Annotated in this window: 11 protein-coding genes; 1 reads left to right on the forward strand and 10 read right to left on the reverse strand. The window is 71.5% G+C overall.

Annotated features, from left to right (window positions below; all coding sequences use genetic code 11):
• Window positions 1-38: 38 nt before the first annotated feature.
• Entirely contained in the window at window positions 39-4,130 is a 4,092-nt protein-coding gene (gene hrpA / locus ACIG87_RS11035; protein WP_396850220.1) for an ATP-dependent RNA helicase HrpA, read from the reverse strand.
• Window positions 4,131-4,285: 155 nt separating this feature from the next.
• Here hrpA and ACIG87_RS11040 point away from each other — a divergent pair, with 155 nt between their 5' ends.
• Window positions 4,286-4,768 (forward strand): cytidine deaminase family protein, encoded by a 483-nt coding sequence (locus ACIG87_RS11040; RefSeq protein WP_396850222.1) that lies wholly within the window; start codon window positions 4,286-4,288, stop codon window positions 4,766-4,768.
• Window positions 4,769-4,915: 147 nt separating this feature from the next.
• Here ACIG87_RS11040 and ACIG87_RS11045 read toward each other — a convergent pair whose 3' ends face one another.
• The 9 genes from ACIG87_RS11045 to trmB all read right to left on the reverse strand — a co-directional run bounded on the left by ACIG87_RS11045 (window position 4,916) and on the right by trmB (window position 15,611).
• The gene (locus ACIG87_RS11045) at window positions 4,916-5,560 is read right to left on the reverse strand and encodes a hypothetical protein (RefSeq protein ID WP_396850223.1); all 645 of its coding nucleotides are present in this window, start codon (window positions 5,558-5,560) and stop codon (window positions 4,916-4,918) included.
• Window positions 5,561-5,712: 152 nt separating this feature from the next.
• Entirely contained in the window at window positions 5,713-6,723 is a 1,011-nt protein-coding gene (locus ACIG87_RS11050; protein WP_396850224.1) for a Gfo/Idh/MocA family protein, read from the reverse strand.
• Window positions 6,720-8,000 (reverse strand): MGH1-like glycoside hydrolase domain-containing protein, encoded by a 1,281-nt coding sequence (locus tag ACIG87_RS11055; RefSeq protein WP_396850226.1) that lies wholly within the window; start codon window positions 7,998-8,000, stop codon window positions 6,720-6,722. Before ACIG87_RS11055 ends, ACIG87_RS11050 begins: the two co-directional genes overlap by 4 nt.
• Window positions 7,997-9,205 carry an MFS transporter gene (locus ACIG87_RS11060; protein ID WP_396850227.1) on the reverse strand — a complete coding sequence of 403 codons (1,209 nt, stop codon included), beginning with the start codon at window positions 9,203-9,205 and terminating at the stop codon, window positions 7,997-7,999. Before ACIG87_RS11060 ends, ACIG87_RS11055 begins: the two co-directional genes overlap by 4 nt.
• Window positions 9,202-10,326, reverse strand: a complete 1,125-nt coding sequence (locus ACIG87_RS11065) for a zinc-binding dehydrogenase (RefSeq protein WP_396850229.1) — start codon at window positions 10,324-10,326, stop codon at window positions 9,202-9,204. Before ACIG87_RS11065 ends, ACIG87_RS11060 begins: the two co-directional genes overlap by 4 nt.
• A 263-nt stretch (window positions 10,327-10,589) precedes the next feature.
• A complete protein-coding gene (gene deoC / locus ACIG87_RS11070) occupies window positions 10,590-11,306 on the reverse strand; it encodes a deoxyribose-phosphate aldolase (RefSeq protein WP_396850231.1) in 717 nt (238 codons plus the stop codon).
• A gap of 45 nt (window positions 11,307-11,351) precedes the next feature.
• Entirely contained in the window at window positions 11,352-12,110 is a 759-nt protein-coding gene (locus ACIG87_RS11075) for a GntR family transcriptional regulator (protein WP_396850233.1), read from the reverse strand.
• A gap of 203 nt (window positions 12,111-12,313) precedes the next feature.
• Window positions 12,314-14,827, reverse strand: coding sequence for a DEAD/DEAH box helicase (locus ACIG87_RS11080; protein ID WP_396850234.1), 2,514 nt, complete (start codon window positions 14,825-14,827; stop codon window positions 12,314-12,316).
• A 70-nt stretch (window positions 14,828-14,897) separates the two neighbouring features.
• Complete coding sequence (trmB, locus tag ACIG87_RS11085) at window positions 14,898-15,611, reverse strand: tRNA (guanosine(46)-N7)-methyltransferase TrmB (protein ID WP_396850236.1); 714 nt, start codon at window positions 15,609-15,611, stop codon at window positions 14,898-14,900.

The raw sequence follows: 15,611 nt of genomic DNA on the forward strand, positions 1-15,611 counted from the left end.
TCAGGGCGAACCCGCCGAGGTGGGCAGGGCAGCGGATGTCAGCGGGCTTCGGCGTCGTCCATGGCCCGGTAGATGCGTTGTTCGGACACCGGGTAGGGGGTGCCCAGGGCCTGGGCGAAGACGTTCACCCGGAGCTCCTCGATCATCCAGCGGATCTGCCGCACCGGGGCCGAGGCGCGGCGGGCCGGGGGCAGGGCGGCCAGCAGGTCCTGGTACTCCTTCTGCACCGTGGCGATCCGGTCCTGCTGGGACTTGTCCCGCTGCGGGTTGGCGGCCAACCGGTCCAGCCGGCGTTCCATCGCGGTCAGGTAGCGCAGCAGGTCGGGCAGGCGGGCGTAACCGGCCTCGGTGACGAAGCCGTCGTGCACCAGGCCGGTGAGCTGCTGGCGCAGGTCGGCGAGGGCGGCCACCACGGCCAGGTTGCGGGTCGCGCCGAGTCGCTGCTCCACCGCGTACGCCGCGGCGAGCACCTGGCGGACCCGGCCCATCACCTCGACCACCGTGTCGACCAGGTCGGCACGGACCCGTTCGCGTAGCGCGGCGAAGCCGTCCGCGTCCCAGGCGGGGCCGCCCGCGTCGGCGATCAGCTTGTCGATGGCGGCCCCGGCGGCGTCCGCGATGAGCTGCTGCACCCCGCCGTGCGGGTTGCGGCTCAACGCCAGCTTCGCCTCGTTGCTCAGCCGCCCCTGGAGGAACTTCGCCGGTGACGGCACGGTCAACCGCAGCAGCCGACGGGTGCCCGCCCAGTGCGCGGCGGCCTGCTCGGCCTCGGAGTCGAAGACCTTCACCCCGACCGTCGTGCCCTCGTCCACCAGGGCCGGGTACGCGGTCACCGCGTACCCGGCCCGCACCTGTTCGATGGTGCGGGGCAGGGTGCCGATGCTCCACTCGGTGAGCCCGGCGCGGGCCACCTCGGGCGCGGCGGCGGCCACCACCTGGCGTACCTCCTGGCGGAGCTGGCGTTGCAGGGCCGGCAGGTCCTTGCCCTCGGCGACCGGTTTGTCCGCGTCGCCGATCACCCGGAACGTCACCCGCAGGTGCGGCGGCAGCCGGCCCGGCTCCCACGCCTCCCGGGGGACGGTCACCCCGGTCATCCGGCGCAGCTGCCGGGTCAGCGCGTCCAGCAGCGGCTCCTCGCCGGGGGTGATCGCCGCCAGGGCGGCACGGGCGTAGTCCGGGACCGGGACGAAGTTGCGCCGGATCGGCTTGGGCAGCGACCGGATCAGCGCGATCACCAACTCCTCGCGCAGGCCCGGCACCTGCCAGTCGAAGCTCTCCGCCGGCACCTGGTTGAGCAACGGCAGCGGGATGTCGACGGTGACGCCGTCGGTGGGCGCGGTCGGGTCGAAGGTGTACGTCAGCGGCAGGGTCACCCCGTCGGCCCGCCACTCGTCCGGGAAGTCGGCCTCGTCGACCCCGCCGCGCCCGGCGTTGACCAGTAGTTCCCTCGTGAAGGTGAGCAGGTCGGGCTGCTCCCGGCGGGTCTGCTTCCACCAGGCGTCGAAATGCCGCCCCGAGACCACGTCGGCGGGGATGCGCTGGTCGTAGAAGGCGAAGATGCTCTCGTCGTCGACCAGGATGTCCCGGCGGCGGGCCCGGTTCTCCAATTCCTCGATCTCGGTGAGCAGCTTGCGGTTGTCCCGCCAGAACTGATGGTGGGTCTGCCAGTCACCCTCGACCAGGGCGTGCCGGATGAACAGCTCCCGGCTCAGCACCGGGTCGATCCGACCGAAGTTGACCTTGCGGGAGGTGACCAGCGGGACGCCGTACAGGGTGACCTTCTCGTAGGCCAGCACGGCGGCCTGCTTCTTCTCCCAGTGCGGCTCGCTGTAGCTGCGCTTGACCAGGTGCTGGGCCAGCGGCTCCACCCACTCCGGCTCGACCCGCCCGGCGACCCGCCCCCACAGCCGGGAGGTCTCCACCAGCTCGGCGGCCATCACCCAGCGCGGCGGCTTGCGGAACAGCGCCGAACCGGGGAAGACCGCGAACTTCGCCCCCCGGGCGCCCAGGTACTCGTGTTTCTGCGCGTCCTTGAGCCCGATGTGCGACAGCAGGCCGGGCAGCAGCGACTGGTGCACCTTCGGGGTGTCGATCTCCTCCGGCAGGTCGGCGGCCGGACCGCGCCGGCCACCGTCGGCCGGGGCCTCCGTCGCGCCGCGCCGACCCCGCCGCCCGTCACCCCCCTCGGGGGTACGCAGCACCTGGCGCAGCTGGGCGACGATGTCCTGCCACTCGCGGACCCGCAGGTAGTTGAGGTATTCCGCCCTGCACATCCGGCGGAACGCGCTGGACGACAGCTCCCGTTGCTGCTCGCGCAGGTAGCGCCAGAGGTTGAGGAACGACACGAAGTCGGACTCCCGGTCGGCGAACCGGGCGTGCGCCTGGTCGGCCTGGGCCTGCTTCTCCGCCGGCCGCTCCCGGGGGTCCTGGATCGACAGTGCGGCGGCGATCACCAGCACCTCGGTGGCGCAGCCGTTGCGTTCGCCCTCCAGCACCATCCGGGCCAGCCGGGGGTCGACCGGGAGCTGGGCCAGCCGGCGGCCGAGCGGGGTGAGCCGCTTGGCCGGGTCGGCCTCGGTCGGGTCCAACGCGCCCAGCTCGTGCAGCAGGTTGACCCCGTCGGTGATGTTGCGCCGGTCCGGCGGGTCGATGAACGGGAACGCGGCGAGGTCACCGAGCCCGATCGAGGTCATCTGGAGGATGACCGAGGCGAGGTTCGTACGCAGGATCTCCGGGTCGGTGAACTCCGGCCGGGACAGGAAGTCGGACTCGTCGTAGAGCCGGATGCAGATGCCGTCCGAGGTCCGGCCGCAGCGGCCCTTGCGCTGGTTGGCCGACGCCTGGGAGACCGGCTCGATGGGCAGCCGCTGCACCTTCAGCCGGCTGGAGTAGCGGGAGATCCGGGCCGATCCCGGGTCCACCACGTACTTGATGCCGGGGACGGTGAGCGAGGTCTCCGCGACGTTGGTGGCCAGCACCACCCGGCGTCCGGGGTGCGCGGCGAACACCCGGTGCTGCTCGGCGGCGGAGAGCCGGGCGTACAGCGGCAGGATCTCGGTGCCGAGCAGGGAACGTTTCGACTGGGTCAGCTTGCCGAGCGCCTCGGCGGTGTCCCGGATCTCCCGTTCGCCGCTGAGGAAGACCAGGATGTCGCCCGGCCCCTCGGCGGCCAGCTCCTCGACCGCGTCGCCGATCGCCTGGATCTGGTCGCGGACGTTCTCCTCGTCGTCACCCTCGGTGTCGTCACCCTCGGCGACCTCGACCAGCGGCCGGTACCGCACCTCGACCGGGTACGTCCGCCCGGAGACCTCGACGATCGGCGCGGGCCGGCCGTCGGCGTCGGCGAAGTGCTCGGCGAACCGGCCGGTCTCGATGGTCGCCGAGGTGATGATCACCTTGAGGTCGGGACGGCGGGGGAGTAGCTGCCGCAGGTAGCCGAGGATGAAGTCGATGTTGAGGCTGCGCTCGTGCGCCTCGTCGATGATCAACGTGTCGTACTGGCGCAGCATCCGGTCGGTCTGCAACTCGGCCAGCAGGATGCCGTCGGTCATCAGCTTGACCAGGCTGCGGTCGCTCACCTGGTCGGTGAAGCGCACCTTGTAGCCGACCACGTCGCCCAGCTCGGTGCCCAGCTCCTCGGCGATCCGGTCGGCGACCGTCCGGGCGGCGAGCCGGCGCGGCTGGGTGTGCCCGATCAGCCCGGTGATCCCGCGCCCCAGCTCCAGGCAGATCTTGGGCAGTTGGGTGGTCTTGCCGGAGCCGGTCTCGCCGGCCACGATCACCACCTGGTGGTCGCGGATCGCGGCGGCGATGTCGTCACGCCGCTCGCTGACCGGCAACTGCGCCGGGTACGTGATCGTCGGCACGGCGGCCCGCCGGGTGGCCAGCCGCGCCTCCGCCCGGGACACGTCCTCGGCGATCTCGGCCAGCGTCGCGTCGCGCCGCTGCGGGTTCCGCAGCTTGCGTACCCCGTCCAGCCGGCGCTGGAGGCGGCGCTGGTCGCGGAACATCAGCGGGATGAGCCGGCGGTGCAGCTCACGGACGGTCACGGCGTCGGTGGATGCGGCGGGATCGGATGCGGCGTCGGCGGTCACGGCGTCGGCGGGATCGGATGCGGCTGGATTCTGCATGTCGTCGCCAAGGATAGGCAGCCCGCCGCCGGACCGCTCCCGGGTTACGCCCCGAGAGACCGCACGCAGGTCACCGCGCCGGAGCGCTGCCCGGGAAACCGGCCTCCGCCGGGCTACGCTGACCGCCGGACGATGCGACCACGGGGGGCTGCCGGATGACGACGACGATGCTGTTCGACACCGACCGCGCGCTGGTGCAGGCCGCCACGGCGGTCGCCAAGCTGCGCTGCCGCAGCGACAACCACACCGTCGCGGCGGCAGCCCGGACCGCCGACGGTCGGGTCTTCACCGGCGTGAACCTCGCCCACTTCACCGGCGGCCCCTGTGCCGAGGTGGTGGCCCTCGGGGCGGCGGCTACCCAGGGCGCGGGGGAGCTGGAGGCCATCGTCGCGGTGGGCGACCGGGGGCGCGGGGTGCTTCCGCCGTGCGGCCGGTGCCGGCAGGTACTGCTCGACTACCACCCGTCCATCCAGGTCATCCTCGGGCCGATGGACGCCCTGCGGAGGCTGCCGGTGACCGACCTGCTGCCGGAGACCTACGTCTGGGCCGACCATCGGCGCGACGAGCCGCCGACCGTCCGGACCGGGCCGTGGCCGCTGCCGACGGTCCCGGCGAGCCGGCCCGCCTCGGAGGACTGACTCTCCCCGCCGGGCTGCTCCCCGCCCGGCTGGTCTCTGCAGGGATGTCCCTGCCGGGCCGGGCCCGCCGGGCCGGTCCCTGCCCTTCAGCGCGGGAGGGCCCCGCCCCCGCCCCGGGGAGAGGTCGGAAGCGGGGCGCGGGTGGTGTCAGGCGGCGGTGGACCAGATGGCGCGGAAGGCGGCGGCCTCGCCGGCCAGCCACTGCTCGATCTGCTCGGGGCGGGCGGCGTCGGGCATCCGGTGGGCCACGCCGCGCCGCACGTCGACCAGGATCGGCGCGGCGTGCGGCAGCACCGCGTCCATGTGCCGGGCCATCAGGTGCAGGGTGGCCAGGATGGCCTCCTCGCTCGGCGGCGTCTCGTCGAAGTGCAGCCGGATCGCCTCGGCATGCCCGTCGGCGTACCGGACGCCGAACTGGGGGTTGATCTTGACAGGGAGGTCGCCGAGCATCGCGAGGGCGTCGCGGGTCTGCGCCAGGTCCACGCCGGCCGGCTCGCCGAGTGACTCCAGCCAGGCCGTCGCGCCGGGCACCAGGGCCTGGTAGAGCGGACGCCAGCGGGGCTTGACCAGGTCGGCCACGCCGGCCAGGTGGGTGCCGCCGGTGTGGAAGGCGATGTCGGCCTTGAGCGCCTTGACGAACTGGCCGTGCGGGTTGAAGCCGTGCCGGCTGGCCCGCTGCTTGCGCAGGCCGCCGACGAAGGTGGCCTTGGTGGGCCCGGTGCGGTCGACGTACCGGGTGAAACCGAGGAGGGTGGCGTACGGCGTGAGGGGGGTGGCGATGGGCGCGGTCACGAGCGTCCTCCCAGGTCAGGAACTCGATTAGTACACACATTCTAATCGATGGGGGTGACATCGCCCAGTGTGTGGAGCGGGCTTTCGGTGTCGCCTCCGCAGGAGTGGTGCGTGACCCGTGCCGCGCCGCTGATCCGCCACCTGACGCCGGTTCAGGAGTGGGCGACCGGACCCGGGTGACGCCGGCCCGGTGCCTGGTCCGGGGCGAGGCCGGCCGCCCGGACGGCGTCGATCGTCGTGGCGACCGCCGACGACTCGGCGAGCGGCACGAGCCAGGCGTTCTCGCCCCGCGCCGCCGCGCCGAACGCCTCGACCATGAGGCGGTACGGATCGGTGGCCGGGTATTCGATCACCCTCGGCGCGGCGCCGCCCAGCGTCAACTGCAACGTGGCGGGCGCGGTGCCGGCGGTGAACGCGGGACGCAGCAGCCGCAGGACGCCGGCGTCGCCGCGTACTTCGAGGAACTGCTCGTCGCGGCCGTCCAACGCCGCGACGAGGTGCACCACGGTGGTCGCACCGAAGTCGAGCCGGGCCCGGGTCGCGAGGTCGGCGTCACCGCCGTCCCAGCAGGTCATCGTGGCGGTGACGTTCGTCGGCTGTTGCCAGGACAGCGCCGACAGCGCTCCGGCCACGGCGTAACAACCGACGTCCCACAGCGCGCCGCCACCCAGGGCGGCCTCGCGTCGGTAGTTCCCGGGGGCCGGGGACGCGCCGTGGAACCGGGTGACGACCTGCTCGACCCGGCCCACGGCGCCGGCGGTCAGCAGGGTCTCCGCCGCCCGGGTACGGGGATGCCACCGGTTCCAGGCGGCCTCGACGAGGAGGCGTCGCGCGGCCGTCGCCTCGGCGGTCATCGCGGCGACCTCGTCGGCGGTCAGCCCGAGCGGCTTCTCGCACAGGACGTGCTTGCCGTGCCGCAGCGCCGCGCCGACCCGGACCCGGTGTGCCCGGTTGTGCAGGCAGACGTAGACCGCGTCCACCTCGGGGTCTTCCAGGAGTTGTTCGTACCGGCGGTAGATCCGGGCCGGTCGCAGCGCGGCGGCCCGTCGCTCGTCCCGGGCGGCAACGGCGTGCAGGGTGTGGCCCGGCGCGCTCCGGACGGCCGGTCCGACGCTGGAGCGAGCTATCGAACCGGCCCCGAGAAATCCCCACCGGATCGTCATGGTCGGTCCCCTTCCCCGGCGGCGACGAGGTCGATGACGAGGCTGCTCCAGCCGAACTCCCGGGCCGCGTGCCCGGCCCCGTCGAACGGGCCGTAGCACTCCCGCATCCCCGATCGGGCGGTCATCTCCAGGGTGCGGCGGGCGAGTACGTCGGCGACCCTGGTGAAGCCGTGGGTGCGCAGTCCCGCGTGCAGGTACCAGTTGAGGTTGACCCAGCTCGACCCCCGGAAAATGGCCCCGGTACGGAAGTCCGGGTCGAACACCGGTTCGTTCGCCGCCACGCTCGGCACCGGGAAGGCGGTCCAGAACTCCTGGTCGTTGAGCAGGTGCTCCTCGACCAGGCGGCGGGCCATCGGGGCGGGAAGGTCCTCGAGGATCAGCGGGAACAGGCTGCTGGCGGTGAGGCACCGGGCGGGTGTGCCACGGACCACGTCGAGGTCCCAGAACACGCCCCGGTCCTCGTCCCAGCAGTGCCGGGCCAGGGCGGCGGTGACCGCGTGCGCGCGGTTCTCGCACACGTCGGCGACTCGCTGTGCCTGCGGCGACAGCCGGCACAGCCGGGCCACCGTCCGGAGCCCGTCGGCGTAGATGCTGTTGAACAGCACGTCGTGCCAGACGAACCGGCGGGCGGCGAGGAGTTCCGCGTCGCTGGTCGCCGTCGCGTACGAGTCGAGCAGCTTGCGCATCGCGTCGTGCCAGTGCGGCGAGACGTCCCCGGTGGTGACGTCCAACCCGATCGCCTCGTCGTACTTCGGGCTGGAGTCGAGACCGGACTCGTCCGGTTGGAACGTGAGCAGCAGGCCGGTGTGCGGGTTGGTCCGGTGGGTGCGCAGCCACTCGTAACACAACAGCGTGCGGGGCAGCACGCTGCGCAGCCAGTCCCGGTCACCGGTGGCGAGGAACACCCGTTCCACGGCGCGGGCGAGTACCGGCGGTGCGATGGTGGCCGAGGTCCAGCCCCTCACCCGGATGCGGAAGTCCTCGACGGCACGGGGGCGCAGGTGGTCCTGCCACAGGAGCATGTGGGGCAGGAAGCCCTGCGGCGTCATGGCGGTGAGCAGCGAGCCGATCTCGGCCTGCGCCCGGCCCGGGTCGAGGTGGGACAGCGCGATCGCGTGGAAGGCGCTGTCCCACGACCACTGGAACGGATACGTGTCCGGTGACGGGCAGGTGAACCGGAACTCGTGTCCGGCCCCGGCGGAGTAGCCGGTGCGGAGGTTGCCACGGAGGACGTCGGTGGCGGCGGCGACCGCGGCGGTGGCGGTGTCGCCGCTCATCGGGCGGCCAACTGCTGCTCGGTGCCCTGGTCCGCGCCGGTGCGGGCGGGCTGACGCCGGACGAGCAGGAGCAGGGTCGCGGCGGCAAGCAGGACCAGGTTGACGCCGAACGCCGGGGCGACGCCCAGCCGGTCCGCGAGCGTACCGAGCAGCAGGGGCGCGAGCATGATGCCCACCCCGACGACGAGCTGGGTCCGTGCGGTCGCGTCGTCGGTGCGGTCCGGTGCGGTCGCGACGGCCAGGGACAGCGCCAGCGGAAACAGGTTGGCCATGCCGAGACCGAGGAACAGCAGCGCCACGACCATCGGGACGAGGCTCGGTGACACCCAGAGCGCGACGAACGCGACGGCGCTCAGCCCGAGTGTCGCGAGCAGGATTCGTCGGGTCTGGCCGGGGCGGGAGGTGAGCCGGCTGCCGGCGAGCCGGCCGACGAGTTCCCCGACCGCGAACACGGTCATGATCGCCGCGGCGGTTCCGGTGTCGATTCCGGTGACCTGGCGGAGCAGGGAGGCACCGAAGAAGACGACGCAGAACTCGGCCCCGACCACCAGCCCGCAGACGGCGCACATCAGCCAGAAGGCGCCGGGCAGCGGCGGTCGGGGACCGGCTGGGCGCGGCGTCGTGCCGGGGGCCGGGTGGACTACGAGGGTCTCCGTGCGGTAGCCGACCCTCAGCAGGAGCAGCGCCACGACCGGCAGCGCGAGGCTGACCTGCCAGACCGCCACGCTCGCGTCGAGCGCGCCGACGAGCAGCGGGGCCAGCACGGCGGCGGCGCTGGCACCGGCGTTCGCCTCCACGATCGAGCGGTCCCGCCGTTGGCCGTGCCGGTCGGCGAGGAGTGCCAACGCCATGATCTGGAGGAAGACGCCGCCGACCCCCAGCATCGCCACGGCCGGGAGGGTGACGGCGGGCGCCCGACCCACGGCCAGGACGACCGATCCGACGGCGACGACGGTCATGGCAGCCCAGAGCAGTCGCCGCCGGCCGAACGCGGCCACCAGCCGGGAGAAGAACAGGCCGGGTACGAGCACGCCTGCGGCGAACACCGTCGAGTGGATGCCGATCATCGCGTACGGCAGGTCCAGGTCCCGACGCAGCAGGGTCAGCATCGGCCCGAGGGCGTACAGGACGTAGGCGTAGACGGCCAGGACGGCGAACGCCAGCCAGGTGACCCGGTCGCGGGTGTACGGGGCATCGGTCGTCATCGCAGATCTCCGAGGAGCACCTCGGCACCGGCCGTGGCGTGGGCGACCGGGGACAGCCGCAGGCACGTCTTCATGGAGTCGCCCTGCCCGTAGCTCTCGAACGCCCCGACCACGGCCTTCGGGTCGTAGAAGGAGATCCGGTGGCTGACCACCGGCGCGGCGTCGACCAGTCCGGATTGGAGGAGTCGTACGGCGATGTTGGCGACGTGCGCCGACCTGGCCATCGGGAACAGCCGTACGTCGAACGGGGTGGCCCGGACGTTGAGTCCCTTGGCGAGAATGAGCCAGGTGTTGATCTGTTGACGTACGCCGGTCGCGCCGTAGACGACGTAGGTGCCACCGGGGCGCAGGAGCCCCATCGCCAGTTCGCGGACGTCCTTGCCGTGCCCGTCGACGGCCACGTGCGGCAGCGCGTCGAACACGTAGTCCGCATACTGGTCGTGGTTGTCGCGGACGAACGCCTCCAGTGATTCGGCGTCGGTCGAGGTGTTGAAGCCGAGCGACGCCCCATTGCTCAGGGCGATCTTCAACCGGTACTCGTTGCGGTCGACCACCGTCACCGAACGGGCCCCCACGTAGCGGGTGAGGATCTGCGTGGCGAGCACCGCGCTCGGACCGCAGCCGAGCACGACGCACACGTCGCCGGGCCGGGGCGGGTTGACCAGGATCGAGCGGAGCACCGAGGTCAGCGGCTCGATGATGGTGGCCGCGTCCCAGGACAGCGAGTCGGGCACGATGACGGCCGCGGCCTGGTCGGCGTCGTAGAAGTTCCGCTCGGTGTACCACGCGGTCTCGGCGGCGACCTGGTGACCGAAGATCGGTCGGATGACCCGGTACTCGGCCATGCCGCCGAAGTCGGTCTGTCCCCAGTAGCAGACCCGCTGCCCGAGTTCCACCGCTCCCTTGAGCCGGGCGCCGATGCCGGAGACCTCGCCGACGTACTCGTGTCCGGGCACGATGGGCCAGGTTTCCGGGAACAGGTGGCCCCGGAAGTACGAGACGTCGGTCGAACAGATCGACACCGCTTCCGTACGGAGCAGGATCTCGTCTTCGCCGTAAATGGGCTCGGGTTGTTCGGTCGAATCCAGAACGCCCGGCCCATACATGACATACGCCTGCATCGAACCTCCCCAAAGAGAATCCCTGAGACAATGATCCGGAATCCGTGGAGACAATGATCGGAAATCCGTGTTCATTGCCGCTGAGTGAAGGTTAGGTCGGCGGTTCTGGTGCGGGCTAGCCGAATTTATTGTGCACTGGGTCACAGTTGCGGCTACCTGTTTTGGGAAATGCGTATACGTCCGGTGCGGGGCCGGTGGTGACAATTGATCGCGTCCTGAATTGTTTCCGGGAAGTATTCACCGGGTTAGTTGCGGATAACCTTCTACACTTCTTTGTGTTGCCCGTCGATCCGGGCGCGCAGGTCATCGAGAATGGTGGCGGTGGCGGTGGCGCCGAACCGGGTGACGCCGATCTCGGCCATCGTGAGGAGCAGGTCCAGGGTGCGGACCCCGCCGGCAGCCTTCACCCCCATCCTGGGCGGTACGGTCGCGCGCATGAGGCGCAGGTCGTCGAGGGTCGCCCCGCCCGGGGCGAACCCGGTGGAGGTCTTGACGTAGTCCGCCCCCGCCTGCTCGGAGATCCGGCAGCCGCGGATCTTCTCCTCCGTGTCCAGGTAGGCGTTCTCCAGGATGACCTTCACCAGGGCCGCGTCGCCGGCCTCCCGGACCACCATCTCGATGTCGGCGAGGACGTCGTCGTCCCGACGCTGCCGGAGCCAGCCGATGTTGATCACCATGTCGATCTCGCGGGCTCCGTCGTTGAGCGCGGCGGCGGTTTCGGCGGCCTTGATCCGACTCGTGCTGCTGCCGTGCGGAAAGCCGACGACCGTACCGACCGCGACATCCGTGCCGGCCAGCAGGCCGGCCGCGAATGGCACGTCGGCCGGTTTCACGCAGACCGATGCGACGTCGTATCGGAGGGCAAGTTCGCAGCCGTCACCGACCTCGCCGATCGTGAGTTCGGGTCGCAGCAGGGAGTGGTCGATCATTTTCGCCACCCGCTCGACGGAAATGTTCACTGGGGTCATGGCTGCACTCACGGGGGCCACCTTTCGCTACGGCTGGCGGGCCGATGATCGCTCTGCCTACGGATTTCGGGACGCGGGTGAGTTGTCGTGGTCCACGGAGAACGCGACCTGGAGGGAATACCGCGCTCCGACATAACGGGACTGGGTCAACTCCAGCGGGTTGTCGTCCTGGTCGAGCACCAGCCGCTTCTCCACCAGCAGGGCGGTTCCGGGGGTCACGTCGAGCAGTCGGCAGTCGTCCTCGCCGGCGGAGTGCGCCTCCACGGCGGCATACCCGCGCATGGGCACCCGGCCGAGCCGGATCAACGTCTCGTGCAGCGACCGGTGGGCCAGGTCGACGGCGAGCAGTTCGCGGACGTCGGGCGGGAAGGCCGCCTGCTCCAGGGCGACCGGCACCGCGTCGGCCAGCCGTACCCGCTCGATGGCCACCACCTCGGCCCCGGTCGACAGCCGTAGCCGGCTGACCTCCTCGGGCGCTGCCGGGCGCAGGCGGGCGGAGATGACCCGCGACGACGGGACGCGGCCCTGTCGTCGCATCTCGCTGCTGAACCGGACGAGGGTGTCGGCGCGACGCTGGGTCACCGGAGGGGACACGAACGTGCCCCGGCCCGCCTGCCGGTAGACCAGCCCTTCGGCGACCAGCCGCTGCACTGCGGCGCGGGCGGTCATCCGACTCACCTCGAACTGCTCCGTGAGGGCGGCCTCGGACGGCAACGGCTCATGCGGTTGCATCGTCCGGATTCGCGCCTTGAGTTCCTGCTCGATCTGGTAGTACCTGGGCGCGAACTCGGTACCCCGTAGCGATCTGTCCGACACGGTGCGTACATTACACCGTCTAGCTGTCTAGTCAACTAGCCCTGGCCTGCGTCGATCCACGTCCGGGCCAACGGTCGCGCGGGCTGCGCCCACCGGCGGTGGCGCTTCCTCCGACAGTCGGGCTTCCCGTCCCGGAGGCCGACGCAGTCGTGCCTCCGCAGGCGTGACGACAGTGCCGTCGCGTCCGCACCGCGACGGCCGGGTCAGAGCTGACCGACCTCCGTCACCCGGACGACGGCGGCACCGACCTCGTCGGAGGCGGCCAGGTCGACCTCGGCGCTGATCCCCCAGTCGTGGTCGCCCTCCGGGTCGTCCAGGATCTGCCGGACGGTCCACTTCTCCCGGCCCTGTTCGATCATGAGCAGCGCCGGCCCCCGTGCGTCCGGCCCCACCCCGATCCCGTCGTACGCCTCGAAGTACGGCTCCAGCGCCTCCGCCCAGGCGTCGGCGTTCCAACCGGATGCGCCGTCCAGCTCGCCGAGATCCCACCAGCGGCGCAGGGAGGCCAGTTCGACCCGGCGGAACAGCGCGTTGCGGACCAGCACCCGGAAGGCGCGGGCGTTGCGGGTGACCGCCGGCACCCGCTCCTCCAGCGCGGCGTGGGCCTGGGCCGCGTCGGCGACGTCGGAGGGGTTGCGCAGCCGCTCCCACTCGTCGATCAGGCTGGAGTCGACCTGGCGGACCAGCTCGCCCAGCCACTCGATGAGGTCGACCAGCTCCTCGGTCTTGGCGTCCTCGGGGACGGTCTGCCGCAGTGTCTTGTAGGCGTCGGCGAGGTAGCGCAGCACCAGCCCCTCGGACCGGGTCAGCCCGTAGAACTGCACGTACTCGCCGAAGGTCATCGCCCGCTCGTACATGTCCCGGACCACGGACTTGGGGGAGAGCTGGTGGTCGGCGACCCAGGGATGCCCCTGCCGGTACATCTCGTACGCCGCGTACAGCAGCTCCGCGAGGGGCTTGGGCCAGGTCACCTCGTCGAGCAGTTCCATCCGGGCCTCGTACTCGATGCCCTCGGCCTTCATCGCGGCGACCGCCTCGCCGCGCGCCTTGAACTGCTGCGCGGAGAGCACCTGGCGCGGGTCGTCGAGGATCGACTCGATCACGCTCAACACGTCCAGGGCGTACGACGGGGACTCGACGTCGAGCAGTTCGATGGCGGCCAGGGCCAGCGGCGACAGCGGCTGGTTGAGCGCGAAGTCGAGCTGGAGGTCGACGGTGAGCCGGACCCGGCGGCCGGTCTCGTCGGGCTCGGCGAGCTGCTCGACCACCCCACCGGCCCGCAGTGCCCGGTAGATGGCGACGGCCCGGCGGATGTGCCGGCGCTGGGCGGCGGCGTCCTCGTGGTTGTCGGTGAGCAGGTGCCGCATCGAGGCGAACGCGTCGCCGGGGCGGCCGATCACGTTGAGCAGCATCGAGTGGCTGACCTGGAAGCTGGAGGTCAGTGGCTCCGGCTCGGCCTCGACGAGGCGCTGGAAGGTCGGCTCGCCCCAGCCGATCGACCCCTCCGGCGGCTTCTTCTTCACCACCTTGCGGCGCTTCTTCGGGTCGTCGCCCGCCTTGGCGAGGGCCTTCTCGTTGTCGATGACGTGCTCGGGGGCCTGCACCACGACCCGCCCCAGGGTGTCGAAGCCGGCCCGCCCGGCGCGGCCGGCGATCTGGTGGAACTCGCGGGCCTTGAGCAGCCGGGTGCGTACCCCGTCGTACTTGCTCAGGCCGGTGAACAGCACCGTGCGGATCGGCACGTTGATGCCCACGCCCAGGGTGTCGGTGCCGCAGATGACCTTGAGCAGCCCGGCCTGGGCCAGGGTCTCCACGAGGCGGCGGTACTTGGGCAGCATGCCGGCGTGGTGTACGCCGATGCCGTGCCGGACCAGCCTGGACAGGGTCTTGCCGAAGCCGGACGTGAACCGGAAGTTGCCGATCGCGGCGGCGATCATGTCCTTCTCGGCCCGGGTGCAGACGTTCACGCTCATCAACGCCTGGGCGCGTTCCAGCGCGGCGGCCTGGGTGAAGTGCACGACGTACACCGGGGCCTGCTTGGTCTCCAGCAGCTCTTCGAGGGTCTCGTGCAGCGGCGTCATCGCGTACGAGAAGATCAGCGGGACCGGCCGCTCGGCCGAGCGGACGACGGCGGTCGGCCGGCCGGTACGCCGGGTCAGGTCGTCGACGAACCGGGTGGTGTCGCCGAGGGTGGCCGACATCAGCACGAACTGCGCCTGCGGCAGCTCGATGATCGGCACCTGCCAGGCCCAGCCCCGATCCGGCTCGGCATAGAAGTGGAACTCGTCCATCACCACCTGGCCGACGTCGGCCTTCGCGCCCTCGCGCAGCGCCAGGTTGGCCAGGATCTCGGCGGTGCAGCAGATGATCGGGGCATCGGCGTTGACGCTGGCGTCGCCGGTGAGCATGCCGACGTTCTCCGCGCCGAACACCTCGCAGAGCGCGAAGAACTTCTCCGACACCAGGGCCTTGATCGGAGCGGTGTAGAAGCTCGTCCGGTCGTCGGCCAGGGCCGTGAAGTGCGCCGCGATGGCGACCAGGCTCTTGCCCGAGCCGGTCGGCGTATTCATGATCACGTTAGCGCCGGAGACGATCTCGATGACCGCCTCCTCCTGGTGGGCATAGAGGTCAAGCCCACGCTCGGACGCCCAGCCGGCGAACGCGTCGAAGAGGGTGTCGGGGTCGGCGCTTCGAGGCAGCGCGGCAGTAAGCGTCATAGCGCCCCCATCGTGCCCGCACCACCACCCCCACGCCAACCGGGCCACCCACCCCAGCCCACCTTGTCGGTCAGGAGCGACGGCGGTGGATCAGATCGAAGACGGGGCGGCCGGCAGCCAGGGCCCGGCGTTCGAACTTGGTCACCGGGCGGTGGGCGGGCCGGGGCGCGAAGCCCGCGTGCACGTCGTCCAGCTCGGGGTCGGCGGTCAGGGTCAGCCGCATCGACTCGGCGTACTCGGCCCAGTCGGTGGCGCAGTGCAGGATTCCGCCGCCGGCCAGCCGGGAGCGCAGCAGCGCCACGTGCTCCGGCTGGATGATCCGCCGCTTGTGGTGCCGCAACTTGGGCCACGGGTCGGGAAAGAAGACGTGCACCGCGTCCAGGGACCGCTCCGGCATCGCCCGGACCAGGTCCAGCGCATCGCCCTCGGCGATTCGGACGTTACGCAGGCCGTGGCGATGCACCAGGTCGAGCAGGTTCGCGATGCCCGGCGTGTGCACCTCGACCGCCAGGTAGTCGCGATCCGGGTCGGCGGCGGCCATCGCGGCGGTGGCGTCACCCATCCCGGAGCCGATCTCCAGCACCACCGGGGCGGCACGGCCGAAGAACCCGGCCGGATCGACCGGCCCGTCGAGGTCGGCGATCTCGATCCCGTACGTCGGCTGGAGCCGCGCCAGCGCGTCGGTCTGCCGGCTGCTCATCCGGCCACGACGGGGGTGGAAGGTGCGAATCCGGGTGGCCGGCGGGGCCACCGGGGCGGCGGGGTTCTGGTCGATGGAGGTCAC

Origin of the sequence: Micromonospora sp. NPDC051925, assembly GCF_044548625.1 — a bacterium.
Lineage (GTDB): Bacteria > Actinomycetota > Actinomycetes > Mycobacteriales > Micromonosporaceae > Micromonospora.

Coding starts and splice junctions, on each gene's coding strand:
- hrpA (WP_396850220.1), bottom strand. CDS start 4,130: ATGCAGAATCCAGCCGCATCCGATCCCGCCGACGCCGTGACCGCCGAC.
- ACIG87_RS11040 (WP_396850222.1), top strand. CDS start 4,286: ATGACGACGACGATGCTGTTCGACACCGACCGCGCGCTGGTGCAGGCC.
- ACIG87_RS11050 (WP_396850224.1), bottom strand. CDS start 6,723: ATGACGATCCGGTGGGGATTTCTCGGGGCCGGTTCGATAGCTCGCTCC.
- ACIG87_RS11055 (WP_396850226.1), bottom strand. CDS start 8,000: ATGAGCGGCGACACCGCCACCGCCGCGGTCGCCGCCGCCACCGACGTC.
- ACIG87_RS11060 (WP_396850227.1), bottom strand. CDS start 9,205: ATGACGACCGATGCCCCGTACACCCGCGACCGGGTCACCTGGCTGGCG.
- ACIG87_RS11065 (WP_396850229.1), bottom strand. CDS start 10,326: ATGCAGGCGTATGTCATGTATGGGCCGGGCGTTCTGGATTCGACCGAA.
- ACIG87_RS11080 (WP_396850234.1), bottom strand. CDS start 14,827: ATGACGCTTACTGCCGCGCTGCCTCGAAGCGCCGACCCCGACACCCTC.